Source organism: Nocardia sp. NBC_01329, from assembly GCF_035956715.1.
Taxonomy (GTDB): domain Bacteria; phylum Actinomycetota; class Actinomycetes; order Mycobacteriales; family Mycobacteriaceae; genus Nocardia.
In genome coordinates, this window is sequence record NZ_CP108381.1 from 5,203,029 (window position 1) to 5,228,116 (window position 25,088).

The 25,088-nt window shown below is 66.8% G+C and carries 26 protein-coding genes; 13 read left to right on the forward strand and 13 right to left on the reverse strand.

Features of this window, described 5'->3' with window-relative positions:
- Nucleotides 1–21 precede the first annotated feature (21 nt).
- On the reverse strand, nt 22–744 hold the full coding sequence (locus tag OG405_RS23560; RefSeq protein ID WP_327148625.1) for a TetR/AcrR family transcriptional regulator: 723 nt from the start codon (nt 742–744) through the stop codon (nt 22–24).
- Between the two features lie 73 nt (nt 745–817).
- Here OG405_RS23560 and OG405_RS23565 point away from each other — a divergent pair, with 73 nt between their 5' ends.
- Nucleotides 818–1,132: a DUF1330 domain-containing protein gene (locus OG405_RS23565; RefSeq protein ID WP_327148626.1), complete on the forward strand. Its 315-nt coding sequence runs from the start codon at nt 818–820 to the stop codon at nt 1,130–1,132.
- A gap of 175 nt (nt 1,133–1,307) precedes the next feature.
- Here OG405_RS23565 and OG405_RS23570 read toward each other — a convergent pair whose 3' ends face one another.
- Nucleotides 1,308–2,348 (reverse strand): LLM class F420-dependent oxidoreductase, encoded by a 1,041-nt coding sequence (locus tag OG405_RS23570; RefSeq protein WP_327148627.1) that lies wholly within the window; start codon nt 2,346–2,348, stop codon nt 1,308–1,310.
- A 61-nt stretch (nt 2,349–2,409) separates the two neighbouring features.
- On the opposite strand from OG405_RS23570, the gene OG405_RS23575 reads away from it, so the two are divergent.
- From OG405_RS23575 to OG405_RS23595, 5 genes are read left to right on the forward strand one after another with little or no spacing between them, the layout of a single operon-like run.
- Nucleotides 2,410–3,423, forward strand: a complete 1,014-nt coding sequence (locus OG405_RS23575) for a Zn-ribbon domain-containing OB-fold protein (protein WP_442790598.1) — start codon at nt 2,410–2,412, stop codon at nt 3,421–3,423.
- Nucleotides 3,424–3,436: 13 nt separating this feature from the next.
- Entirely contained in the window at nt 3,437–4,504 is a 1,068-nt protein-coding gene (locus tag OG405_RS23580) for a thiolase domain-containing protein (protein WP_327148628.1), read from the forward strand.
- Nucleotides 4,501–5,667 carry a thiolase domain-containing protein gene (locus OG405_RS23585; RefSeq protein WP_327148629.1) on the forward strand — a complete coding sequence of 389 codons (1,167 nt, stop codon included), beginning with the start codon at nt 4,501–4,503 and terminating at the stop codon, nt 5,665–5,667. Before OG405_RS23580 ends, OG405_RS23585 begins: the two co-directional genes overlap by 4 nt.
- Nucleotides 5,668–5,669: 2 nt before the next feature.
- Nucleotides 5,670–6,545, forward strand: a complete 876-nt coding sequence (locus tag OG405_RS23590; RefSeq protein WP_327152469.1) for a TIGR03619 family F420-dependent LLM class oxidoreductase — start codon at nt 5,670–5,672, stop codon at nt 6,543–6,545.
- A gap of 57 nt (nt 6,546–6,602) precedes the next feature.
- Nucleotides 6,603–7,019, forward strand: a complete 417-nt coding sequence (locus tag OG405_RS23595; RefSeq protein WP_327148630.1) for a nuclear transport factor 2 family protein — start codon at nt 6,603–6,605, stop codon at nt 7,017–7,019.
- A gap of 504 nt (nt 7,020–7,523) precedes the next feature.
- Here the strand turns inward: OG405_RS23595 and OG405_RS23600 are convergent.
- Nucleotides 7,524–8,780 (reverse strand): cytochrome P450, encoded by a 1,257-nt coding sequence (locus OG405_RS23600; protein WP_327152470.1) that lies wholly within the window; start codon nt 8,778–8,780, stop codon nt 7,524–7,526.
- Nucleotides 8,781–8,938: 158 nt separating this feature from the next.
- Here OG405_RS23600 and OG405_RS23605 point away from each other — a divergent pair, with 158 nt between their 5' ends.
- Nucleotides 8,939–10,102, forward strand: coding sequence for a steroid 3-ketoacyl-CoA thiolase (locus tag OG405_RS23605; protein ID WP_327148631.1), 1,164 nt, complete (start codon nt 8,939–8,941; stop codon nt 10,100–10,102).
- Between the two features lie 436 nt (nt 10,103–10,538).
- Nucleotides 10,539–10,955, forward strand: coding sequence for a helix-turn-helix domain-containing protein (locus tag OG405_RS23610; RefSeq protein ID WP_011207048.1), 417 nt, complete (start codon nt 10,539–10,541; stop codon nt 10,953–10,955).
- 233 nt (nt 10,956–11,188) lie between these two features.
- Here the strand turns inward: OG405_RS23610 and OG405_RS23615 are convergent, their stop codons facing one another.
- The 5 genes from OG405_RS23615 to OG405_RS23635 form a co-directional block, all read right to left on the reverse strand.
- Nucleotides 11,189–12,211, reverse strand: coding sequence for a hypothetical protein (locus OG405_RS23615; protein ID WP_327148632.1), 1,023 nt, complete (start codon nt 12,209–12,211; stop codon nt 11,189–11,191).
- Complete coding sequence (locus OG405_RS23620) at nt 12,208–12,720, reverse strand: ImmA/IrrE family metallo-endopeptidase (RefSeq protein WP_327148633.1); 513 nt, start codon at nt 12,718–12,720, stop codon at nt 12,208–12,210. The genes OG405_RS23615 and OG405_RS23620 overlap by 4 nt, the downstream gene beginning before the upstream one ends.
- Nucleotides 12,721–12,725: 5 nt before the next feature.
- Nucleotides 12,726–14,039 carry a hypothetical protein gene (locus OG405_RS23625; protein ID WP_327148634.1) on the reverse strand — a complete coding sequence of 438 codons (1,314 nt, stop codon included), beginning with the start codon at nt 14,037–14,039 and terminating at the stop codon, nt 12,726–12,728.
- 311 nt (nt 14,040–14,350) lie between these two features.
- On the reverse strand, nt 14,351–15,262 hold the full coding sequence (locus tag OG405_RS23630) for an SDR family oxidoreductase (RefSeq protein WP_327148635.1): 912 nt from the start codon (nt 15,260–15,262) through the stop codon (nt 14,351–14,353).
- Between the two features lie 41 nt (nt 15,263–15,303).
- On the reverse strand, nt 15,304–16,101 hold the full coding sequence (locus tag OG405_RS23635) for an SDR family oxidoreductase (RefSeq protein ID WP_327148636.1): 798 nt from the start codon (nt 16,099–16,101) through the stop codon (nt 15,304–15,306).
- A gap of 65 nt (nt 16,102–16,166) precedes the next feature.
- Here OG405_RS23635 and OG405_RS23640 point away from each other — a divergent pair, with 65 nt between their 5' ends.
- The 4 genes from OG405_RS23640 to OG405_RS23655 are packed head-to-tail and all read left to right on the forward strand — an operon-like array spanning nt 16,167 to nt 19,660.
- A complete protein-coding gene (locus OG405_RS23640) occupies nt 16,167–16,931 on the forward strand; it encodes an enoyl-CoA hydratase family protein (RefSeq protein ID WP_327148637.1) in 765 nt (254 codons plus the stop codon).
- Between the two features lie 16 nt (nt 16,932–16,947).
- The gene (locus tag OG405_RS23645) at nt 16,948–17,826 is read left to right on the forward strand and encodes a CoA transferase subunit A (protein ID WP_327152471.1); all 879 of its coding nucleotides are present in this window, start codon (nt 16,948–16,950) and stop codon (nt 17,824–17,826) included.
- The gene (locus tag OG405_RS23650) at nt 17,823–18,581 is read left to right on the forward strand and encodes a CoA-transferase subunit beta (RefSeq protein WP_327148638.1); all 759 of its coding nucleotides are present in this window, start codon (nt 17,823–17,825) and stop codon (nt 18,579–18,581) included. Before OG405_RS23645 ends, OG405_RS23650 begins: the two co-directional genes overlap by 4 nt.
- Nucleotides 18,578–19,660, forward strand: a complete 1,083-nt coding sequence (locus OG405_RS23655; RefSeq protein ID WP_327148639.1) for an NAD(P)H-dependent flavin oxidoreductase — start codon at nt 18,578–18,580, stop codon at nt 19,658–19,660. The genes OG405_RS23650 and OG405_RS23655 overlap by 4 nt, the downstream gene beginning before the upstream one ends.
- Before the next feature lie 34 nt (nt 19,661–19,694).
- Here the strand turns inward: OG405_RS23655 and OG405_RS23660 are convergent, their stop codons facing one another.
- The 5 genes from OG405_RS23660 to OG405_RS23680 all read right to left on the reverse strand — a co-directional run bounded on the left by OG405_RS23660 (nt 19,695) and on the right by OG405_RS23680 (nt 24,260).
- Complete coding sequence (locus tag OG405_RS23660; protein ID WP_327148640.1) at nt 19,695–20,441, reverse strand: DUF427 domain-containing protein; 747 nt, start codon at nt 20,439–20,441, stop codon at nt 19,695–19,697.
- A gap of 95 nt (nt 20,442–20,536) precedes the next feature.
- Entirely contained in the window at nt 20,537–21,853 is a 1,317-nt protein-coding gene (locus OG405_RS23665) for an MFS transporter (RefSeq protein ID WP_327148641.1), read from the reverse strand.
- Complete coding sequence (locus OG405_RS23670; RefSeq protein ID WP_327148642.1) at nt 21,850–22,320, reverse strand: MarR family winged helix-turn-helix transcriptional regulator; 471 nt, start codon at nt 22,318–22,320, stop codon at nt 21,850–21,852. Before OG405_RS23670 ends, OG405_RS23665 begins: the two co-directional genes overlap by 4 nt.
- A 134-nt stretch (nt 22,321–22,454) precedes the next feature.
- Nucleotides 22,455–23,606: an acetyl-CoA C-acetyltransferase gene (locus tag OG405_RS23675; protein ID WP_327152472.1), complete on the reverse strand. Its 1,152-nt coding sequence runs from the start codon at nt 23,604–23,606 to the stop codon at nt 22,455–22,457.
- A 42-nt stretch (nt 23,607–23,648) separates the two neighbouring features.
- On the reverse strand, nt 23,649–24,260 hold the full coding sequence (locus OG405_RS23680) for a TetR/AcrR family transcriptional regulator (protein ID WP_327148643.1): 612 nt from the start codon (nt 24,258–24,260) through the stop codon (nt 23,649–23,651).
- 319 nt (nt 24,261–24,579) lie between these two features.
- Between OG405_RS23680 and OG405_RS23685 the strand changes: the two genes are divergently transcribed.
- Nucleotides 24,580–25,086 carry a nitroreductase/quinone reductase family protein gene (locus OG405_RS23685; RefSeq protein WP_327148644.1) on the forward strand — a complete coding sequence of 169 codons (507 nt, stop codon included), beginning with the start codon at nt 24,580–24,582 and terminating at the stop codon, nt 25,084–25,086.
- Nucleotides 25,087–25,088: the final 2 nt, after the last annotated feature.

The following is a 25,088-nucleotide window of genomic DNA, read 5'->3' on the forward strand; positions in this document are numbered from 1 at the left end:
CGGCCACGGTGGAATCTGCGTCTAGGCCAGATTCAATGATCTGACCAGGTCCAGCATCTCGGCATGATGCAGCGCGGCGGGGTCGCGTGCGACCGGATGAATATGGCCGTCGATCTCCAGCGCCACCAAGCCGTGCATGCGGCCCCAGACACGTAACGCGAGCGCGGCCGCGGCGGGTGGCACGTCCGGGAGGTCTTCTCGGATTTTGGCGACGTAGTCGGGGTGCAGGTCGGACCAGGAGGTTTTCTCGGGCCGGTCGTACGGGGCGTCGAGCCATACGGCGGCCACCAGGAAGGTGAGGTGGCGGCATACACGGCGTGCGGTGTGGTCCACCGGCCCGCCTTCGGGGGGCTGATAGCCGGGGACGGGGTGACCGTAGAAGAGCCGGAAGCTCTCCGGGTTCGCCAGCGCCCATTCCCGCAGAGCCTGACCCCATGCCACCAGCCTGCCGCCGGGGTCGGTGGCGGGCACAGCCTGGGTGGCGGTCTCCAGCGCCTCCGCAAGCGATGCGCCGATTCCGCTGATCAAGGCAGTGATCAAGTCGTCTCGGGTGGGAAAGTAACTGTAGATCGCGCGTGCGGTCATCCCCATCTCACGGGCGATGCCGCGCAGCGAGATCGCGCCGGGTCCCGCATCGGCCATCTGCCGCAGCGCGATGACCTCGATCTCTCGACTGGTCTCCGCGCGCAGTCGCTCCCGACGGCTCAGCACCTTCGTACCGGATTCGTTATCGATCTCGCCCACCTTGACAGGATACAGAGTGTCAATACTCTTATGCGTGCCATTACTACACGCCGTGTCCAAGATCGGAAATCGAATGCCCGCTTACGTAATAGTCAACGCCGAAGTTCTCGACGAGGAGGCCGGCTGGGCCTACGCCCCCGTGGCCCAGAAGTCGATCCTCAGCCACGGTGGCCGCTACCTGGTCGCGGGCCCCACACCCGACCCAGTTGAGGGCACCTGGGATTCACCTCGAATCCTGGTCATCGAGTTCCCCGACATGGATCGGATTCGGCATTGGTACGACTCGCCCGAATATCGGCAGGCCCGGCAGATACGGGAAGGCAAAGTTCGGGTGCAGATGTTGTTCGCCGAGGGCTCGCCGCCCGAAGGGTTCACACTCCCGACCTGAGCACGCTCGAGACGTCCGCCGATCACCAGGGCGCGACCGAACCGAATTCGGCGTCGACGAGCCGACCGCACCGGTGATCGCCGGGTGGTCCATGCTCGGTGCGTGGTCGCCGGGAGTAGCCGGCGGACGAGCCGTTCCGAATTCGGCCCGGCCGCCGACAGACTCTGGAACAAGTTCACCGGACGTCGAGCAGTGGCGCCAATCGCTTCAGCTGGGCTACATCCGGCACCGAGACGAGCAACATGGTGACACCCGCGGCCTCCCAGACACCGATCTGCTCGCGGACCTGGGACTCGTTGCCGATGATCGCGGTCTCCAGTACCAGTTCGTCCGGTACGACCGCGGCGGCTTCGGCCTTACGACCCGCCTGAAAAAGGCGGCCGATCTCGTCGACCTCCTTCTCGTAACCCATGCGCCGGTACACCTGGGCGTGGAAGTTGAGTTCGGGTGCACCCATCCCGCCGATGTAGAGCGAGGTGATCCAGCGCATCCGTTCGATCTCGGCCGCCGGATCGTCGGTGACGATCACCTGTGCCGTCGCGGCGATTTCGAAATCCTCCCGCGAACGCCGGGCACCCGGCCGCGCGAACCCCTCGTCCAGCCATTCGTTGTACACATTCGCCATGCGGGGCGTGTAGTAGATGGCCAGCCAGCCGTCGGCGATCTCGGCGGTCAGCGCCACATTCTTCGGCCCTTCCGCACCCAGCCAGATCGGCAGATCCGCACGTAGCGGGTGAGTTATCGGCTTGAGCGGCTTACCCAGACCTGTCGCGCCCGCCCCGTTGTAGGGCAGCGGGTAGTTCGGCCCGTCATTTACCACCGGCCCCTCCCGGGCCAGCACCTTGCGTACGATCTCGACGTATTCGCGAGTGCGCTGCAATGGTTTGGCGAACGGCTGGCCGTACCAACCCTCCACCACCTGCGGACCCGAAACACCGAGTCCGAGAATCGCGCGACCGCCGCTGAGGTGATCGAGGGTCAGCGCGTGCATCGCCGTCGCGGTGGGGGTCCGAGCGGACAGCTGCACCACCGAGGTGCCCAGCCGCACCCGCTCGGTCGCCGAACCCCACCAGGCCAGCGGTGTGAAGGCGTCCGACCCCCAGGACTCGGCGGCGAACACCGCGTCGAACCCGGCTTCCTCGGCCGCGACCACGACCTCGGCGGCATGCTCGGGCGGCCCCGCGCTCCAATATCCGAGCTGCAATCCGAACTTCACATCCGACCCCTTTCCGGCCTACTGCTTGCCAGCAGAATAAGAACCTGTTCTACTCGATATCGTGACTCAGGGGAATAGTGCACCCACGGTAATTACGCAGGAACGCCCGCCGGGACTGAAACCGAGCGATGTGCTCAGCGCGCCCCTGCGGATGGAGTTCGATTACACGCGTTCCGTGGGACCCATCATCGGCAAGTTCCTTACCGGCCTACGCGAGCGACGCGTCTTCGGTAACCGGGGCTCGGACGGCCGGGTACTCGTACCACCGGCCGAATTCGACCCGGTGACCTCCGAACCGCTGTCTGAATTCGTCGAGGTCGCCCCCACCGGGACGGTGAAATCGTGGACCTGGGTCCGCGAACCCCTACCCGGCCAGCCCTTCGATCGGCCGTTCGCCTATGCGCTGATCCAGCTCGACGGCGCCGACACCGCTCTGCTGCACGCGGTCGACGTCGAGAGCCCGGAACAGATCAGCACCGGTATGCGAGTGACCGCCCGCTGGGCCGCCGAACTCACCGGGACCATCCACGACATCGCCTGCTTCGAGCCGGGCGAGACCCCGACGGCCGAACCGGCTCCGGCGTCCGACGCCGAACCGGTCACCATGATCACCACGCCGATCGGGATGGACTACAAGCACACTGCTTCCCCGGAGGAGAGCACCTTCCTGCGCGGCCTGAAAGAAGGCAAGCTCATCGGCGCGCGGGCCGATGCGAACAGCAAGGTGTACTTCCCGCCGCGCGGTGTGGACCCCATGGACGGCCGTTCCACCGGGGATACGGTCGAGCTCGCCGATACCGGCATCGTCACCACCTTCTGCATCGTGAACGTGCCCTTCCTCGGCCAGCGGATCAAACCGCCCTATGTGGGTGCCTACGTACTGATCGACGGCGCCGATATCCCGTTCCTTCATCTCGTACTCGGCTGCGATGCCAGTGAGGTGCGGATGGGTATGCGGGTCAAGGCCGTGTGGAAGCCCCGGGAGGAGTGGGGCTACACGATGGCCAATATCGACCACTTCACCCCGACCGGCGAGCCGGATGCCGACTACGACACCTACAAGCATCACCTGTGAGAGGGCTCCCCGCGTGACCATCACCGAGCGTTCCATCGACAACGCCACCGAGATCGCCGTCGTCGGCTTCGCGCACGCACCGCATGTGTCGGAGACCTACGGCACCACCAACGGTGTGGAGATGCTGGTGCCCTGTTTCCAGCAGCTCTACGACCAGCTCGGCATCACCAAGTCCGATATCGACTTCTGGTGCTCCGGATCGTCGGACTACCTGGCCGGACGGTCCTTCTCGTTCATCTCCGCGATCGATTCGATCGGCGCCGTACCCCCGATCAACGAATCCCATGTGGAGATGGACGCCGCCTGGGCCCTCTACGAGGCCTGGGTGAAACTGCGCTCCGGACAAGCGCAGACCGCCCTCGTATACGGCTTCGGTAAATCTTCCGCGAGCACGCTGCGCCAGGTGCTGACCACCCAACTCGATCCCTACCTGGTGGCTCCGTTGTGGCCCGATTCGCTGGCCGTCGCCGGGCTGCAGGCCCGAGCCGGGATCGACGCCGGTCGCTGGACCGAACGCGATATGGCGGCCGCCTCGGCCGCGCATACCGTCGACGGCACCTCGGTCGACGATCTGCTGGCCTCCCCCTACGTCGCCGACCCGCTCCGGGCGCACGACTGCGCGCCGATCACCGACGGGGCGGCGGCCATCGTGCTGGCGGTCGGGGACAGGGCCCGCGAACTGACCGAACGACCCGCGTGGATCACCGGGATGGCGCACCGGATCGATTCCAGTGTGCTGGGCGCCCGCGACCTCACCACCTCCCCCTCGGCGGCGGCCGCGGGTCAGGCGGTGACCACCGGCGACACCAGCGGTCTCGACGTCGCCGAACTGCACGCGCCCTTCAGCCACCAGCAGCTCATCCTGGCAGAGGCGCTCGGCCTGAAACCGGAGACGAAGGTCAACCCGTCCGGCGGCGCGCTGGCCGGCAACCCCATGTTCGCGACCGGGCTGGAGCGCATCGGCTACGCCGCGCTGCCCATCATTTCGGGGACCGCGAACCGCACCCTGGCACATGCCACCAGCGGCCCGGCCCTGCAGCAGAACCTTGTGACCGTCCTGGATTCGGAGGCCCGCCGATGAGTTTCCCCGCCGCGGTGCTGGGCACCGGACAAACCCACCACGTTGCCAAACGCAGCGATGTCTCCATGGCCGGGATGTGCCGCGAGGCGATCGACCGGGCACTGGCCGACGCCGACCTGACCATGGCCGATATCGACGCGATCGTCATCGGCAAGGCCCCGGACATGTTCGAGGGCATGATGATGCCCGAGCTGTACATGGCCGATGCCCTGGGCGCACCCGGGAAACCGCTGTTGCGCGTGCACACCGCGGGCTCGGTCGGCGGATCCACCGCCTGTGTGGCCGCCAGCATGGTGCAGGGCGGAGTGCACGAACGGGTGCTCGCCATCGCCTGGGAGAAGCAGTCGGAATCGAATGCCATGTGGGCGTTGTCGATTCCGGTGCCGTTCACCATGCCGGTCGGGGCGGGCGCGGGCGGTTATTTCGCACCTCATGTGCGCTCCTATATCCGGCGCGCCAACGCCCCCCTGCACGTCGGCGCGATGGTGGCGGCCAAGGATCGGCGCAACGGGGCCAAGAACCCGCACGCTCATCTCAAACAGGGCGACAAAACCGTCGAAGAGGTGCTGTCGTCCCAGATGCTGTGGGATCCCATCCGGTTCGACGAGACCTGCCCCTCCTCCGACGGCGCCTGCGCTGTGGTCATCGGTGGCGAGAAATCGGCGGCCGCGGTGGAGGCCGCCGGTAAGAAGGTCGGCTGGATCCACGCGACCGCGATGCGCACCGAACCGCTGGCCTACGCCGGTCGCGACCAGGTGAACCCGCAGGCAGGCCAGGAAGCCGCGAAGGCACTGTGGGCGCAGGCCGGGATCACCGACCCGCTGGCCGAGATCGACGCCGCCGAGATCTACGTCCCGTTCTCCTGGTTCGAACCGATGTGGCTGGAGAACCTCGGTTTCGCAGCCCAGGGCGACGGCTGGAAGCTCACCGACAAGGGCGAAACCGAGATCGGCGGCGCCCTGCCGGTGAACCCGTCGGGCGGGGTGCTCTCCTCGAACCCGATCGGCGCCTCCGGCATGATCCGCTTCGCCGAGGCCGCCAAGCAGGTCATGGGCCGGGCCGGGGACTACCAGGTCGACAATGCCCGCAAAGCGCTGGGACACGCCTACGGTGGTGGCTCCCAGTACTTCTCCATGTGGGTCGTCGGATCGGAACGCCGATGACACTGAAATTCAGTCTCGGGATCGCGCTGAGCCCCCTGGACCAACTGCCCGAGCTCGCCCGCACCGCCGAGGAGGTCGGGTTCACCTCGATCGCCCTGCCGGATTCGCTGTTCTACATGAAATCCCAGGCGGCGAAATATCCGTACACCCCGGACGGCAGCCGCTTCTGGGGCCCGGAGACGCCGTGGGTTGATCCGCTGATCGCCGCGACCGCTATGGCCGCGGTGACCACACGGCTGCGTTTCTACACCAATGTGCTCAAACTCGGTTCCCGTAATCCGCTGCTGCTCGCCCGTCAGGTCGGATCGGTGGCGAACCTGTCCGGTAACCGATTCGGGTTCGGTGTGGGTATCGGCTGGGCGCCGGAGGAATTCGAGTGGTGCGGGGTGCCGTATGCGCGCCGGGGTGCGCGAGTCGACGAGATGATCGAGGTCATCAAGAAGGTCCTCGACGGCGGCATGGTCGAATACCACGGCGAGTTCTTCGATTTCGACGAACTACAGATGAGCCCGCCGCCGAGTGAACCGGTTCCGTTCTATATCGGTGGTCACACCGATGTGGCGTTGCGCCGCGCGGCCGAGGTCGGCGACGGCTGGACCTCGGCCATGATGAAGTTCGAAGATCTGCAGACCACCATCGCTCGGCTGAGTGAGCTCCGCACCGAATACGGACGCGCCGACATGCCGTTCGAGATCCAGGCGGTCTGCATCGACAAGTTCGGCCGCGACGGTTACCAGCAGCAGTACGACGCCGGTGTCACCGATGCGATCGTGGTGCCCTGGCTGGCCGCCGGAATCGGATTCGACGGTGAACTCGAGGCGAAGAAGGACGCGCTGCGCGAATTCGCCGAAGAGCACATCCAGAACCCGATCAACTGACTACCGCGGGCGTCGCCGCGAATGCGGCGGCGCCCCGGCATGCCGAGAGGAACCCCTATGAGCAGCGAGGAACACCCCGCCCGCGCGGCCGGGCTGGCTTCCCAGGCCGCCGTCCGAGCCCGGGACAAGGATGCCTGGCTCGCGTTGTTCGCTGCGGACGGCATCGTGGAGGACCCCATCGGCCCGTCCGGTTTCGACCCCGAAGGCAAGGGGCACCGTGGACCGGAGGCCATCGCGGCGTTCTGGGACAAAGCGATCGCCGCGACCGATTCGATCGATTTCCTGTTCGATGATTCGTTCGCCTGCGGCGCCGAGGTCGCGTTCACCGGCACCATCCGCAGCGTTATCGGTGGCCACCGGATCGATGCGGAAGGTGTGTTCACCTACAAGGTCGACGACGCGGGCAAGATCCTCGCCCTCCGCGCGTTCTGGGAGGTCGACCGGGCCATGGCCACGGCCGCACCGGCCACCTGAGCGGCGGCCGGCCGGTGTCCCTCCCGGCGCGGCCGCTTCAGTTTTTTCTGCCCCGCCTTCGGCGGGGCGGGGCTGTGTTTATTTGCCCCGCCTGCGGCGGGGCGGGTCGGGGCCCTATTAACCCCGGTTCTTCACTCCTGCGCTCAGTCGCTTCGCTCCATCGCTACGTCGCTCCAGAACCGGGGCGGGCCCCGACCACGGAGGGCGACCATCCGGAAGGAACCGGGGTGCGCCCCGACTGCGAATGCCGACCACACGGAGTGGACGGAAGATACGCTCGGGCGTGCGACTTGATGATCATCTGTTCGGTTCTGCCCCGCAAGCATTCTGTGGGGCAGAACTTTTCGGGCCTCCGGCCTCAGCGGGTCGTCGCGGCCCGTCCGGAGTCTGTGGCGAACGCTCCCGGCGCAGTCGCCCAACCTGGCAGGGTCGCCGCGGGCCCGGAAGGGTCCGGCCCCACACCTGTGGAGGTGCGGGGCCGGACGGGTCGCTCGCGGGGGACCGTCAGCCGGCGGTCTTACCGGTGACCGGGCAGGTCTTGTAGTCGACCTCGAACTCCTTGATGCCGTTCAACCAGCCCGAACGCAGCCGCTTGGGGTCGCCCAGTTTGGTGATATCGGGCATATGGTCGGCGATCGCGTTGAAGATCAGGTCGATCTCCAGTTTGGCCAGGTTGGCGCCGATGCAGTAGTGCGCACCGGTACCACCGAATGCCACATGCTGGTTGTCCTCGCGCATGATGTCGAACTTCATCGGGTTGTCGAAGACATCCTCGTCGAAGTTCGCCGACCGGTAGAGCATCAGGACCCGCTGACCCTTCTTGATCTGGACGCCGCCGAGTTCGGTGTCCTCGAGCGCGGTGCGCTGGAAGGTGGTGATGGGGCTGGCCCAGCGGATGATCTCGTCCGCCGCGGTCTTGGGGCGTTCCTTCTTGTAGAGCTCCCACTGGTCCGGGTTCTCCAGGAAGGCGATCATGCCGTGGGTGATGGCGTTGCGGGTGGTCTCGTTACCCGCGACCGCCAGCAGCATCACGAAGAAGCCGAATTCCTCGGACTTGAGGGATTCGCCGTCGATATCGGCTTCGACCAGGGTGGTGACGATATCGTCGGCCGGACAGGCCTTGCGGGCCTCGGCCATCATGTAGGCGTAACCGAGCAGTTCGGTGGAGGCCTGCACCGGGTCCACATCGATTTCCGGATCGTCGTAGCCGGTCATCTCGTTGGACCAGGTGAACACCTTCATCCGGTCTTCCTGCGGGACACCGATCAGTTCGGCGATCGCCTGCAGGGGCAGTTCGCAGGCGATCTGGGTGACGAAATCGCCGGACCCGGCCTCGGCGGCGGCCTTGACGATGGCTTCGGTCCGCTTCGACAGCTCGTCCCGCAGCGAGTTGATCGCGCGGGGGGTGAACCCGCGCGAGATGATCTTGCGCATCCGAGTGTGCTCGGGCGGGTCCATGTTCAGCAGAATGAAACGCTGCAGTTCGATCTGCTCACGCTCGATATCGTCGTTGAAGCGCGGCAGCGCGGTGTTCTCGAAGGTCGAGAACACATCGCTGCGCCGCGAGACCTCCTTGACATCGGCGTGCTTGCTGACGACCCAGAAGCCGTCATCCTGGAAGCCGCCGACCTCCGGCGATTTCTCCTGCCACCAGATCGGCGCGGTGCGCCGGAGTTCGGCGAACTCCTCGACCGGAATCCGCTGCACGTACATGTCGGGGTCCGTGACGTCGAACCCGGCCGGCAGGTTCGGCCGGGCCATGCGCGTATCCACCACCAGATGTCTCCTTCGACAAACTGAAACACGTTCTACAATCATTGAAGCACAGGCAGAAGAACGAGGAAAGAAACCGGTCCGAACCAGCCTCGAGCCGTGCGCGGAACACGTTACAGTTTTATGTCCAAAACGAAAGGTTCAAGATGGGCACACCCGTTATCGTCGAGGCAGCTCGCACCCCCATCGGCAAACGCAACGGCCGACTGTCCGGGCTGCACGCCGCCGAGATCCTCGGCCTCGCCCAGCGCGGGCTCCTGGACCGCGCCCACCTCGACCCCGCGAAGGTCGAACAGATCATCGGCGGCTGCGTCACCCAGGCGGGCGCACAGTCCAACAACATCACCCGCACAGCCTGGCTGGCCGCCGGCCTGCCGTGGCAGGTGGGCGCCACGACCATCGACGCCCAATGCGGCTCCGCCCAGCAGGCCAACCATCTCATCGCCGGCCTGATCGCCACCGGCGCCATCGATATCGGTGTGGCATGCGGCGTCGAGGCGATGAGCCAGGTGCCCCTGGGTGCCAATGTCGGAGACCAGGCCGGCCCGCGCCGGCCCGACTCCTGGGATATCGATATGCCCAACCAATTCGAGGCCGCCGAGCGGATCGCCAAGCGGCGCGGTATCACTCGCGAGGACGTGGACGCGCTCGGCGTACGGTCTCAGCGTCTGGCCGCACAAGCCTGGGCCGAGGGCCGGTTCGACCGCGAGGTGCTCACCCTCACCGCACCGGTGGTCGACAAAGAGGGCAATCCGACCGGGGAGAAGCAGGAGGTGAGCCGGGACCAGGGTCTGCGGGAGACCTCCGCGGAGAGCCTCGCCGAGCTGAAGCCGGTACTGGAGGGCGGAATCCACACTGCCGGAACGTCTTCACAGATCTCCGACGGCGCCGCGGCCGTCCTGCTCATGGACGAGGAGGCAGCCCGGCGCGAGGGTTTGCGGCCGCGAGCCCGGGTGGTGACCCAGTGCCTGGTCGGCTCTGAACCGGAGTTCCATCTCGACGGCCCGGTACAGGCGTGCAGCCGCCTGCTGGAGCGGTCCGGGATGGGTATCGGTGATATCGACCTGTTCGAGATCAACGAGGCGTTCGCTTCCGTAGCATTGTCCTGGGCACAGGTGCACGAGCCCGATTTCGACCGGGTGAACGTGAACGGCGGGGCGATCGCCCTGGGCCATCCGGTCGGGTCCACCGGGTCTCGCCTGATCACCACGGCTCTGCATGAACTCGAACGTTCCGATCGGAACATCGCAATGGTTCTCATGTGCGCCGGTGGCGCACTCGCGACAGGAACAATCATCGAACGGCTGTAGCAAAACGGCCGAATTCCCTATTGCAACAGCACATCGTGGCCCGCACGGGAGGCCGCCACACTGCACGAGCCCCTCAACCACCACAAATTCCACCCGGTAGGTTGAACGTTCATCTCAACTTTCGGCAGACGTGTCGTACGCCACACAACGGCTTCGGCACGACTACGGAAGGGGTACCAGCTATCCAGAGGCTACTCGCCGCCGGTCCGGGAAGACCCCTGCGACGGGCGGCTACCTGGCCGTATCAGAGGTCCACAACTCCGGTGCGGGCAACCCGCAAACGCGATACCACGGTCCACTTCTCCTGATACATGCCTGGAAGCTTCAAGGAAATCCTGATTCAGGCGTAGGTTTTCAGTTACTGAGCCGCTAATATCAATGATAGGTATCCGAGATAACGACTGTTAGTACAGTGAAGGGAATTGGGCGGCTCATAATGGCTGATTTCGCGGCGCGGCTGAACAAGCTGTTCGAAACCGTGCATCCCCCGGGGCGAAAGCCGCACACCAATGCAGAGGTAGCGGCAGCACTGACGGCATCCGGTCATCCGATCTCCAAACCGTATCTGTCGCAGTTACGGTCGGGCCAGCGCACGAATCCTTCCGATGAGACGGTTGCGGCGCTGGCAAAGTTCTTCAAGGTGAAGCCCGACTACTTCTTCAACGACATCTACGCCGCGAAGATCGACCACGATCTGGAACTCCTCTCGCAGCTACAGGGTTACGGTCTGCGCCGGCTGTCCAGCCGGGCGTTCGACCTGTCGGAGGAGTCGCAGAATCTGCTCACCTCCATGGCGGAGAAACTGCGTGCGAGCGAGGGCTTGCCCGAAATTCCTCCGGACGGCACCGAATAGCAGGCACTGTCGGCGCGGTGCGATCCCGATCGGGGTCGCACCGCGCCGACGCCTGTGCGATAGAAATCCGTGCACCGCGTTCCCGCGGAAGCCATGAATTCTTCGGCGAAGGTATCACCGCGCCTGAACATGTGCGGTTCGAAAGAATCCAGACCGACCGCTCGGCATGATTCTGGAGCAGGCATCGGTCACAATCACAGTGACGTAACGGACATACCGCACACCCCGGGCAACTAACGAATCGAAGCCTCTGGCCGTTCGGTGCTTTTCGGCTGTGCTTCGAAGGCTGCCGCGATCGCTTGGACCCAGCCCCGCGGGCTGACGCCCTCGGGCGGCGCGATCCACCGCGAATCCACCACAGTCCGGCCGAGTGGATGACGTGCCCACTGCGCCACCCGTTCGGCACGCGCGGCCACGGCAGTGGGAGGTTCTCCAGCAGCGGCGATCTCGACACCGCCACCGGACTGCAGATACAGCGCATCCATGATCTGAGCCACTCGATCGGATGCCTTGAGCTGGGTCGATGTCCCGGTCTCCTCCTGAACGACCTCCGGGAAACGCTTCACCAGCACTGTGTGCAGCGTATGTACCCGGCGCAGCAGCAGCCGAGCGCGCACCCACATCTCCACCACGATCCACACCGCGCCGAAAGCGATGAGCAGCGCGGCGATCTGCCAGAACGGCCAGGCCCAGCCCGGCTCACCCGGACCGGGCCGAGTAGCGCCGGTGACACCGCGCTGCACCTGACCGGCAGCCGAAGCGACCACCAGAGCTGTGCCGGTGACGTAGACGGCGATACCACGGCCGAGCGCGGTCCAGCTCAGATTACGCAGACCGGTCACCACGACGAATATCCCGGCCAGCCCGGTCACCACCCAGCCGGTGGTGAACGATGTGCTCAACGTTGCGGCGACGGCGAACAGCCCGGTTCCGTATATGCCCCCGGCGATCTGGCGCAGATTGCGGCGCGATACCACGGGCCAGGCCGCCGAGGCGACCACCGAGGTCGCGGCGGCGAAGAAGAGCCAGGCGGCGACCACCAGCCCTTCCGAGAGCCGGCCCGGCCGCAGCCCACCGGGCAGCACATTGTCGATGGCCAGGGCCACATCGGGAACGGCGGCGGTGCAGGCCAGCGCGACCGCCGAAACGGCCACCACTATCGCCACCCGCGCGGTGGTCGCGGGTTTGACGAGTACGCGTCCTACCCGCGCGCCCGCGGCGACCCAGACGATCAGGGCGGTCAACCAGAACGTCATCCCAGAGCCTCATCGAATCGAAGGACCGAGACGCCCGCGCCCCGGCTGTTGAATACGCGCAGCCGCGTCATCAGCATGGCGGCGAAAGTTTCGGCCTCCCATTCGGCCTGATCGTCCTCGCCGTCCTCGAGCGCGGTCTGATGGGCACGCTGGCTCAGCATGTAGGCGATGAGCTCATCGCTCACCTCCAAAGTCACCTCGGGGGCCGGGGCACCTTCATGGTCGAAGACGATATGCCCCAGTTCGTGGGCCAGCGTATGGTCGCGACTCGGCAGCGCACTGGCCAGCACGATGATGTCCTTGGCCGGGTAGTAACGGCGCTGGCCACAGACCCCGGGACCGAGGTCGGCGTCGGCGATCTCGATCGGACGGCCACGTTCGACGGCGACCGCGTCCACGACCTGTTCGAGAGTGGTGGCGTCGGCGTCGGCGGCGACCGCGCATACCGCGTCGACCGCCGCGGCGACCCGGCGATATGCCCGGGCGCTCTGTGTCCGGCTCTGCGTCATCGCGATCACGCACCCGTTCCGAAGAATTCGGCGCGCGCGGCATCGACCCGAGCCTGCGCCTGCGCGGCGGTCTGGTAACTCATCACGGCCGAACCCGTCCCCGCCATGGCCAATGCGATCAGCCCGCCGATCACCGACAGGACCTTGGGCTCGGGCAGTAGCCCCTCGGCATTCGTCGGTCGCACTGCGTGATTCGGCGGCGCGGCGGCGATCGAAGGCACGGCGGCGATCGAAGGCGCGGCGGCGCGGGGCGCGGGCACCCCGGGTACACCGAGCGGTGCGACCGCGGGCACCGGAGCCGCGACACCGAGCGCGGGCACGCCGCCACCGACCCCGGGCGCCGGCAAGGCCAGCGGTGGCCCCACCGGAGGCGCCGGTAACGGGGGTACCGGCAGCAGAAGCAGAAGGAGCGGTGCCGCCGAACCCACCCCGGCCGAACCCAGCGCCGCCGAACCAGTGGCCGCCGAACCCACCGCGGCAGAACCGGTGGCCGCGGAGCCGACAGCGGCCGAACCGAGGGCAGCCGAACCCGTGCCCAGGACCCCTGAACCAGCGGAACCCGTTACAGCAGAGCCGGTACCGAGCACGCCGACACCGGTCGAACCCAGCGCGGCCGACCCCGTACCCAGCGCTGCCGAACCGGTCACACCCACACCGATACCGGCCGAACCGACAGCGGCCGAACCCGTACCCAGCGCTGCCGAACCGGTCACACCCACACCGATACCGGCCGAACCGACAGCGGCCGAACCGGTACCCAGCGCTGCCGACCCCGTCCCGAGCGCCGCGGAGCCGGTGGCCCCCAGGGGCGCGGCGGCCGAACCCACCGCAGCCGAGCCGGTCGCGAGAATGCTGCCGAAAGCGGTTCCCAGGCCCACTGGTTCGGCGATCGGAGCCGGATCAGGTTGCGGGGCCGCAATCTCCGTCGACTCGGCGGTATCGACTGTTTCGGTCTCCGCGCCACGGCCGGGAATACCCAGACGCTGCCACTGCGCGAGCTGACCCGAATCCTGCCCGCTGCTGCCGGTCCCGGTGCCCCCCGCCGCGGGATCACCCGCCGGTGCGGGGGCACTACTGTCCGTTCCGGCACCGAGGCCTGTGGGTGGCGATGTTTCCGGGATCGAAAGTGGGCCACCGCTGTCGGCGGGTTCTCCCCCGGGCGGTCCCGGTGGGGCGATGCCACCGCTCCCGGTCGGCACCTGCTCGGGCACCGGTCCCCGGCCCGGGTTCGCTTGGGCGAGCGCCGGCCCCCCGAGTAGACCCAGACATCCGGCCGCTCCGGCTACTGCGAGCAATCGCTTGATGCGACCCACGGCCATGCGCCAGTCAACCCCTAGATCGATAGTGTGGATTCGCCCGGCATTGCCGCCCTCCGGGCCGAACGAACAGATGGTTGCCCATGGTAAACCAGCCGACTCACCGGTGCATAACAAAGCGACAACCCCGATCAACCGGTAATGTCCATGCGCTGTTCGAGCGGCAGTACATCGCGGCCGGCGACCGCTGAACCATGGAGTCGGTCACATTCGACCGACAGCTGTTCCAGTAGCTGGACCCTCGCAGGCACGGAAAAGGCCCGTCCCGCCACCGGTCGGCAGCAGGACGGGCCCGTCGGGGCTGCGCGAGCCCCTTATGCTCCGTATACGGGTTCCGGGGTCGTGCCCTTCGCGATCAGCTCCGAGACCACGGTGCCGAGTTCGGCGGGGCTCCACCGAGCGCCCCGGTCGACCGGCACCCCATGCCGCCAGCCCTCGCCCAGCGCGAGACGGCCACCCTCGACTTCGAACATCCGGCCGGTGACGCCGGCCGATTCGATGCTGCCCAGCCACACCACGATCGGCGAGATGTTCTCCGGCGCCATGGCGTCGAAACCGTCTTCCGGTGCGGCCATCATGTCGGCGAAAACGGTCTCGGTCATCCGAGTACGCGCGGACGGGGCGATCGCGTTCACCGTGACCCCGTACCGGCCGAATTCGGCAGCGGCGGTCAGGGTGAGCCCGGCGATACCCGCTTTCGCGGCGCCGTAGTTGCCCTGTCCGACACTGCCCTGCAGACCCGCGCCGGAGCTGGTGTTGATGATCCGGGCGTTCACCGCGCGTCCGGCCTTCGATTCCGCGCGCCAGTAGGCCGCGGCGTGCCGCATAGTGGCGAAATGTCCCTTGAGGTGGACGCGGACCACCGAATCCCATTCGTCCTCGGCGAGGTTGACCAGCATCCGGTCCCGGACGAATCCGGCATTGTTGACCAGGACGTCCAGGCCGCCGAAGGTGTCCACGGCCTGCTGGACCAGGTGCTGTGCACCCTCCCAGCTCGCCACGTCGTCACCGTTGGCGATTGCCTCGCCGCCGGCCGCGCGGATCTCCGAGACCACTTGCTCGGCAGGGGTTTCCGCGGTCGACTCGCCGCTCAGGGTCGAGCCGAGATCGTTCACCACGACCTTGGCGCCCTCGGCGGCGAAAGCCAGTGCGTGTGCCCGGCCGATTCCCCGACCGGCGCCGGTGATGATGACGATCCGTCCGGCGCAGATGCCCTCGGTTGCCATGTCCGTTCCTATCGTCGATGGTCGATATCTGTTCGAGCTGGTCAGGCTTCGGCCGTTTCACCGGAATGAGTGGCGGTCGCGACCGACAGGAAGGCCGGGGGCTCACCGCCGCCGTGGATCTGCAGGGTCGCTCCGGAGATGTATCCGGCCAGCGGGGAGAGTAGGAAGGCGACCCCGTTGCCGACGTCTTCGGGCCGGGCCAGCCGGCCCATCGGGATGGTCTTCCCGACCGCGGCCACGCCGGCGGCGTCGCCGTAGTGGAGGGTGCTCAGTTCGGTTTCCACCGCGCCGACCACCACCGAGTTGATCCGGACCTTCGGCGCCCATTCGGCGGCGAGAGAAACGGTGAGTGCGTCGACCCCGGCTTTCGCGGCACCGTAGGCGGCGGTGCCGGGCGAGGGCCGGTGGCCGCTGAGGCTGGAGATGTTGACGATCGAGCCGCCTTCTTCCTGCCGGCTGATCACCGCGTGCGCCGCCTGTGCGACGTGCAGGGCCGACAGCAGGTTCAGCTCGATGATCTTGGTGTGGAATTTGGGGCTGGCGTCCTGCGCCAGCGCGTAGGGCGCTCCCCCGGCATTGTTGACCGCGTGGTCGAGTCGGCCGTGGCGCCGGACGATCTCGGCGATCATCTCCCGCACCGCCTCGGGGTCGCGGACATCGCACGGTAGGAAGTCGATTTCCCGCCCGTTCACCTCGACCGGGGTATCGCCGGGGCGGCGGGCGCACGCCACCACCGTCGCACCGGCGGTCAGCAGGACCCGGCTGATTCCGGCGCCGACGCCGCGGACGCCCCCGGTTACCAGAACGACGCGGTCGGACAGGTCGATTTCGAGTGCCACCGTGTTAACCTACCAAGCAATTGCTTGCTTAGCCAAGATGCTCGAGATGCGAGATGGGATACGCGATGGGGATCAAGCGCCATTCGGAATCCGCCGGTATCGCCGTGATCACGGTCGACTATCCGCCGGTCAACGCCATACCCTCGGACGGCTGGTTCACCCTCGCCGACGAGATCCGCGCCGCCGGGCGCGACCCGCAGACCCGGGTGGTCGTGCTGCGCGCGGAGAACCGTGGCTTCAACGCGGGCGTCGACATCAAGGAGATCCAGCGCAAACCCGGACATCAAGCGCTGATCGATGCGAACCACGGATGTTTCGAGGCATTCGGCGCGGTCTACGACTGCCCGGTCCCGGTGGTCACCGCGGTCCAGGGCTTCTGCCTCGGCGGCGGTATCGGCCTGGTCGGCAATTCCGACATCATCATCGCCTCCGAGGACGCGACCTTCGGCCTGCCCGAGGTCGACCGCGGCGCCCTCGGCGCCGCCACCCACCTCGCCCGGCTGGTTCCCCAGCACCTCATGCGCGCGCTCTTCTTCACCGCGAGCACCGCCACCGCCCAGCAGCTGCATCATTTCGGTTCCGTGCTGAAGGTGGTCCCCCGCGCCGAACTCGACGCCGCCGCGCTCGAGGTCGCCAAGGACATCGCCGCCAAGGACGGCCGGGTCATCCGGGCCGCGAAACGCGCGCTCAACGGTATCGACCTGCAGGACGTGCACCGCAGCTACCGCTTCGAACAGGGGTTCACCTTCGAACTGAACCTCTCCGGGGCATCCGACGAAATACGCGAACGCTTCGACGAAGACCTGGCGGCGCAGAAGGACGAGAACTGACATGGAACGGAAACCCATGCGAGACAAACGGAAATCACTGGACGAGATCGTCGGTGAACTGCGAAGCGGTATGACGATCGGTATCGGCGGCTGGGGTTCACGGCGTAAGCCGATGGCTCTGGTACGCGCCCTGTTGCGCACCGATGTCACCGATCTGACGGTGGTCACCTACGGCGGACCGGATCTGGGCCTGCTGCTCTCGGCCGGAAAGGTCCGTAAGGCCTACTACGGTTTCGTCTCCCTCGATTCGGCCCCGTTCTACGACCCATGGTTCGCGAAGGCGCGGACCTCCGGGCAGATCGTGGCCCGGGAGATGGACGAGGGCATGCTCAAATGCGGACTCGAGGCGGCCGCTGCGCGACTGCCGTTCCTGCCGATCCGCGCGGGGCTGGGGTCGGATGTACCGAACTTCTGGGACGGCGAACTGCGAACCGTCACCTCGCCGTATCCGAGCCCGGACGGCCGGTCCGAATCCCTGATCGCCATGCCCGCGCTGAATCTCGACGCGGCGCTGGTACACCTGAACATCGGTGACGCACACGGTAACGCCGCCTACCAGGGCGTGGACCCCTATATGGACGACCTCTTCTGTCTGGCCGCCGAGAAGCGATACCTGTCGGTGGAGCGGGTCGTGGAGACCGAGGAACTGGTGAAATCGGTTCCGCCACAGTCGCTGCTGCTCAACCGCATGATGGTCGACGCGGTGGCCGAGGCACCGAACGGCGCGCATTTCACCCTCGGCGGTGAGAGCTACGGCCGAGACGAGAAGTTCCAACGGCACTACGTCGAGGCAGCGGGGTCACCGGAGACCTGGCAGACCTTCGTCGATACCTACCTCAGCGGTTCCGAAGCGGACTATCAGGCTGCCGTCGTGCGATTCGAGGAGGAGCAGTGACCAGCACCGAAACCAGCACCCGGGCCGAGGTGTGCGCGATCGCGTGCGCCGAGATCTTCCGCGACGCCGGCGAGATCTTCGCCAGCCCCATGTCGCCGATGGCGCAGCTGGGCGCGCGGCTGGCGAAACTCACCTTCGAACCCGATCTGCTGATCTCCGACGGCGAGGCGTTCTTCCTCGCCGAAACGCCGCCTATCGGTGGCAAAGCGCCGGTCGAGGGCTGGATCCCGTTCCGCAGAGTCTTCGATGTACTGGCCTCGGGCCGCCGCCATGTGGTCATGGGCGCCAACCAGATCGACCGCTACGGTAACCAGAACCTCTCCGCCTTCGGCCCGCTCCAACAGCCGACCCGGCAGATGTTCGGGGTGCGCGGCGCGCCCGGCAACACCATCAACCATCCGACCAGTTACTGGATCGGACGCCACACCAAGCGGGTATTCGGCGAGAAGGTCGATATCGTCGCCGGCGTCGGCTACGACAAGGTCGACCCCGACAACCCCGCCTTCCGCTTCCACCACATCCATCGCGTGGTCAGCAATCTGGGCGTTTTCGATTTCGGCGGCCCGGACCACACGATGCGGGCACTGAGCCTGCATCCCGGGGTCACCGCCGAGGAGGTCGCCGAGAACACCTCGTTCGAGATCGCGGATCTGGGCACCGCCGGAGAAACCCGATTGCCGACCGCCGAAGAACTGCGGATCATTCGCGAGGTCCTGGACCCGAAGAAGATCCGCGACCGGGAGGTCCCGCAATGACCCCCCGGTTACGGACCCCGCTCACCGAGCTCGTCGGGATCGAACATCCCGTCGTGCAGACCGGTATGGGATGGGTGGCGGGACCGAGCCTGGTCTCGGCCACCTCCAACGCGGGCGGTCTGGGCATTCTGGCCTCGGCCACGATGACCTACGCAGAGCTGGAAACGGCCATCGCCAAAACCAAGACGCAGACCGACAAACCGTTCGGCGTGAACATCCGCGCCGATGCCTCCGACGCACCCGAGCGGATCGATCTGCTGATCCGCGAGAACGTGAAGGTCGCGTCGTTCGCCCTGGCTCCGAAGAAAGACCTCATCGCGAAGCTCAAGGACGCGGGCGTGGTGGTGGTCCCGTCCATCGGCGCCGCCAAGCACGCGGTGAAGGTCGCGTCCTGGGGGGCCGACGCGGTGGTGGTGCAGGGCGGTGAAGGCGGTGGACACACCGGCCCGGTGGCCACCACCCTGCTGCTCCCGTCGGTGCTGGACGCAGTGGATATCCCCGTGATCGCGGCGGGCGGTTTCTACGACGGACGCGGTCTGGCCGCGGCCCTGGCCTACGGTGCGGCCGGAGTCGCCATGGGCACCCGCTTCCTGCTCACCCAGGAGAGCAGCGTCCCGGATTCGGTGAAACAGGAGTACCTACGCCGCCAACTCGGCGAAACGGTGGTGTCCACCAAGGTCGACGGGATGCCGCACCGGGTGCTGAACACCGAACTCGTCCAGAAACTGGAGAACTCCGGGCGTATCCGCGGGCTCAGCGCGGCCGTCGGCAACGCGGCACGGTTCAAGAGCATGACCGGGATGAAATGGTCCACGCTGGTCAAGGACGGCCTGGCCATGCGCAAGGCCAAAGAACTCACCTGGTCGCAGGTCGTGATGGCGGCCAATACCCCGATGCTGTTGCGCGCCGGGCTGGTCGAGGGCAATACCGAAGCCGGCGTGCTGGCGGCGGGACAGGTGAGCGGTATCCTGGACGACCTGCCGACCTGCCAGGAGTTGATCGACCGGATCGTGACGGATGCGGTCGGCCGGATCGGCAGCATCGCCGCGCTCCCCCAGGGCGCCGAATCGAACAGCTGACAGAAGTCGCACAGGTCCGGCCGCCACCGTTGCCTCAGCTGAACGGAGTCCGTGGCCGCGGCGCCAACTCCCCATCGATGTAGATATCGACCTTCTCGTTGTAGAAGCACGCCAACCCTGCGACCTTCTGGCTCTCCGGCGTAGGGGTGCGATAGATCCACACCAGATCCGGGTGCTCGGTTTCGCTGACGCGGACACTCCAGTAGTCGGCATTGCCCTTGTACGGGCAGCTGGTGTGGGTCTCGGAGGGCCGCAGCAGATCCATCCGGATATCGGTGAGCGGCAGGTAGAAGCGGGCGGGCAGGCCGGTTTCGAACAGGATCCGCGGGGACCGTGAATCGGCCAGGGTGACACCGTCGAGTTCTACTCGTACATGCCGGGAACTCGCCAGGATGTCCACCCGCGAATAGGGGCTGCGCGGGTGGACATAGATCGGCTCGTCCTCCTCGAACCATTCGTCCATCGCGTCCCAATCCAACCGCACCAGTTCACTCAACTTCGGCGATTCCGGGTAGCGCAGCGCCGCGCCGCGGGCCGTGTTCCCGTCGACGACCACGTCGTATGCGGACCCTTCCCCGCGGCTCGCCGAGGTGCGGGTACTGCCGTCGAGTTCGAGCTTCGCGTGCAGGTCGGCGACAGGTATGTAGTAGGCCGGGTAGTAGGGGTTCTCCCAGACCAGCGCCGGTCGTACAGTATCGGCGACCAGATGTCCGCCGAGGTAGACCCGTACCCGCTTCTGGATCGTCTCGACGCGGACCTCGTCCGGCTGTGCATCGGTCATACCTCTCGACCCTACGCCGGGCCGGTTTCATCGGGCGGGCGAGAAAAAGCGGGCCCCGCCTGTGGGCGGGACCCGCGGGTGACCTCTTCTGAAGGTCAGTCTCCGACCGTGACCGCCTGCGCTTCCGCCACGCTGTGCGGGGCGGGGTCGTGGTCGTCGATATGGGCGAGAGCGGAACGACCGGCCAGCAGAACCACCACGCCCAGGGCGGTACACGCGGCCCCCACCCAGAACGGGAGCGAGATGCTGGTCTCCCCCAGCTTGCCGGCCAGCCACGGTGCGGCCGCGCCGCCGGCGAACCGTACGAAACTGTAGGCCGCGGCGGCGGTGGAACGTTCCACCGGCGCGGAGATCATGACGGCCTCGGTGATCAGGGTGTTGTTGACGCCCAGGAACAGTCCCGAGATGACCACGCCGACGATCAGCACCGGCTTGTGCTCGGCGAACAGCGCCATCACCGCCAGATCGGCCGCGAACAGTCCGACCGCGAGCGCGATCATCGGCAGGGTGCCGAATCGCGCCTGCAGTTTCGGGGCGAGGAACACCGAGGATATCGCGAGCAGAATGCCCCAGCCGCAGAAGATGAAGCCGATCGCGTAGGTGCCCATATCCAGTGGGAACGGGGTGTAGGCGAGCAGGGTGAAGAAGCCGAAGTTGTACAGCAGGGCTGTCATGCTCACGACCAGCAATCCGCGGTGGCGCAGCGCTTTGAACGGTGCGGCCAGTGAGGTCGGGTGGGCGGTCTTCGGGCTCTCGGGCAACAGGACGACGATCGCGATGAACGCGACGGCCATCAGGACGGATACACCGAAGAAGGGGCCGCGCCAGCTGATTCCGCCGAGCACACCGCCCAGCAGCGGTCCGGTGGCGATACCGATACCCAGCGCGGCCTCGTAGAGGATGATGGCGCGGGCGACCCCACCGCTGGCGGCGCCGACGATGGTCGCCAGCGCGGTCGCGATGAACAGTGCGTTGCCCAGTCCCCAGCCCGCGCGGAATCCGACGATCTGCTCGACAGTGTCCGAACAGCCCGCCAGCGCCGCGAAGACGATGATCAATGCCAGACCGGCCAGCAGTGTCTTCTTGGCACCGAAGCGGCTGGAGACCACGCCCGTGACCAGCATGGCCACCCCGGTGACCAGCATATAGCTGGTGAACAGCAGCGATACCTGCGAGGGCGAGGCGTTCAGCTGTTCACCGATGGGCTTGAGAATCGGATCGACCAGGCCGATACCCATGAAGGCGATAACGCTGGCGAAGGCTACAGCCCAGACAGCTTTGGGCTGTCCGGTCGATGTGCTGTGTCGATCGCGTGTGTGCGCGGGCCTTGCGTGGTTTCCCCGCGCTACCGCCGCCGGGCCGGACGCGCTCGTACCGTCCGGCCCGGTGGTCGTCCTGGTCGTGGTGCTCATCGGTGTTTCCTCGATTGCGTGTGGTTCCCGGCCGATTCCCGGATCACCGCCAGTAGTTCCCGCAGATCGGCGGCGAGTCCGGCGAGACGTTCGGTGTCGAAGCCGGGTAGCGGGCCGGACAGCGCTTCGCGCATGGATGCGCGGGTGGCGGCGAGCCGGGCACGCCCGGCCGGTGTGAGTTGGACGACGACGGCGCGGGAATCGCCTGGATCGCGGTGCCGGGAGGCGTATCCCTCCCCCACCAGCCGGGCGATGAGCGCGGTCGCCGTGGGTTGCGATGTGCGATCGATACCAGCGAATTCGCTGACCCGCAGCGAACCGTGCTCGTCGAGCACTGCCAGTGCGCGCACGGTGGCGCGCGGCAGGTCGTCGACGCTGAGTGCTCCCGCCGCACGCGTGAGCCGACCCGCGGTGACCAGCAGATCGACGACGGTGTCGTCCACATCGGTCCCCGGGTTCGGCTGCACCCAGATATTATTACATAGGCTAACTATCTATTTCCAGGCCGTCCGACGGGATACCCGCCACAGGCAGGCATGCGCCGGGCGACGGTCACCGACGTCAGGGGGCTTCGACCCCGCGACGCCGGAGGCGGCGCAAATCAAACACAGCGCTCGATAATGGTGGCGTTGGCGGTGCCGCCGCCCTCGCAGATGGTGAGCAGGCCGTAGCGGCCGTTGATCCGCTCGAGTTCGTTGAGCAGCGATGCGAAGAGTTTCGCGCCCGTCGCGCCGAGCGGATGGCCCAGGGCGATCGCGCCGCCGTTCACGTTCACCTTCTCCGGATCGGCGCCGGTCTCCTTCAACCAGGCCAGCACCACGGGGGCGAACGCCTCGTTGATCTCGACCACGTCGATATCGTCGATGGTCAGGCCGGTCTTCTCCAGCGCCCACTTGGTGGCCGGGATGGGCGCGGTGAGCATGTACAGCGGGTCGGCTCCGCGGGCGCTCACATGGATGATCCGGGCACGGGGAGTCAAGCCGTATTCCTGGACCGCCCAGTCCGAGGCGAGCAGGGTGGCGCTGGCGCCGTCGGAGATCTGCGAGGCCACCGCGGCGGTGAGCGGGCTGCCCTCCTCCAGCGCGGGCAGCGAGGCCATCTTCTCCAGGCTGGTCTCGCGCGGGCCCTGGTCGATCCAGAAATCGCCCACCGGCACGATCTCGTTGTCGAACCGGCCGGCTTTGATGGCCGCGCGGGCGCGCTCATGGCTGCGCAGCGCCCACTGCTCCATATCCGCGCGGCTGATTCCCCACTTCTCGGCGATCATCTGCGCGCCGCGGAACTGCGACACCTCCCCGGTGCCGTAACGGTGATCCCAGCCCTCGGCGCCGACGAACGGCGAATCGAAGCCGTACTCCTTGCCCGCGATCATGGCCGCGGAAATCGGGATGGCACTCATGTTCTGCACGCCCCCGGCCACGATCACCTCGGCGGTACCGCTCATGATCGCCTGGGCACCGAAGTTGACGGCCTGCTGGCTGGACCCGCACTGCCGGTCCACGGTGACTCCCGGAACCTCTTCCGGGTACCCGGCGGCCAGCCAGATGGTGCGGCCGATATTGCCGGCCTGCGGGCCGACATTGTCGACACAGCCGACGATCACATCGTCGACTCGCGCCGGGTCGATCGAATTGCGCCCGAACAAGCCCTGGAGCGCGGCCGCACCGAGATCGGCCGGGTGAACCCGCGCCAGCGCACCGTTGCGCTTACCGACCGGGGTACGCACCGCATCGATCACATACGCTTCGCTCAGGGGCGTATAGGGGCGGCGGGCAGCTGTTGCCATGGATTTCTCCTAATCGGTGTGGCCCGGCACGGTGAGCCCGTCGAGCACGATGGTGAGGTACTGCTTCGCGAGAGTTTCGACGGTGACCGAGCCGCCGCCCGGCTGATACCAGCGGACCGCGACCCAGACCGTGTCACGCAGGAAGCGGTAGGCCAGATCGATATCGAGTTCGGGACGGAAGCTACCGTCGGCGATACCGCTGGTGAGGACGCGGCGCCAGAGCTCCCGGAATTCGCGGTTGTAGTCGTCGATATAGGCGAACCGCTCGGCGGCGAGCAGGCGTTTGGCTTCGGACTGGTAGATGGCGACGGCGGCGTGCGAGCGGTCGAAGGATTCATAGGAGGCGAGCACCAGAGCTTCCAACGTGGCACGCGAACTCAGCCCGGCGGCGACGATCTCGCGGTAGCGTCCGAACAGCTCGTCCAGGAAACCTCGCAGGATCTCGTCCACCATGCCCTCTTTCGAGGAAAAATGGTGGTACAGACTGCCGGAGAGGATGCCGGCCGCGTCGGCGATATCACGCACCGTGGTGGCGCGCACGCCGCGTTCGGCGAACAGGTCGGCCGCCAGATCGAGTAGTTCGTTTCGCCGGGCCGATTTCGAGGGGTCGGGTGCGCTCACCCCGACATAATACAACCAAGCGTTTGCTTGGTCTATGGTGGTGGGCAAACGAAGCGGGCCCGAAGGTTCCGGCTCCCCCCTCCTATCGGAGCCGGACCCCTCGGGCCCACATCTCGGAAGAAGTTCGAATCCCGCACTGCTTCCGATCATTTGGACGCGAGGCCGCCGGAACCGGTTCCACCGCAGCGCGACTTTCTCGATCGCGTACCGAGAGCGGACCGCCGCACCGATCCGGCCGGCCGAGTACAACAGGTCTCGGCCGATAACCGAGGGCAGCTGCCTACCGGAACTCGACGACGGCGCCGGTATATTCCGGCCCATGACGACGCCGTTCCCGCAGCGACAGTGGGGTTCCCCGAAGAGCCCGCCGGCCCGCGTGGCGAACAGGTTCGCCGGCACGAAGATCGGCTCCCGGGTGATCCGCGCCCTCACCCCGCTGGATCGCTGGGTGCTGGAACGCACCGACGCCCGGTATACCGTGCTCGGACCGATCGGTGCACCGGTGATCCTGTTGACCACGACGGGTCGCAGATCCGGACAGTCACGTACCCAGCCGCTGCTGTGCGTACACGACGGCACCACCGTATATGTCATCGGCAGCAATTTCGGTGGCACCCACCACCCCTCTTGGACAGCCAATCTTCTCGCCGACCCGAACGCGACGGTATCCATTGCGGGCGAACGCATTCCGGTCACCGCCACTCGGGTCGAGGGCACGGCCGCGGAATCGGTGTTCGAGCGGTTCGTCGAGATCACCGGCGCCTACGCCGCCTACCGGGACCGCACCGACCGCGAACTGCGCATATTCGCACTCACCCGCGCCTGATC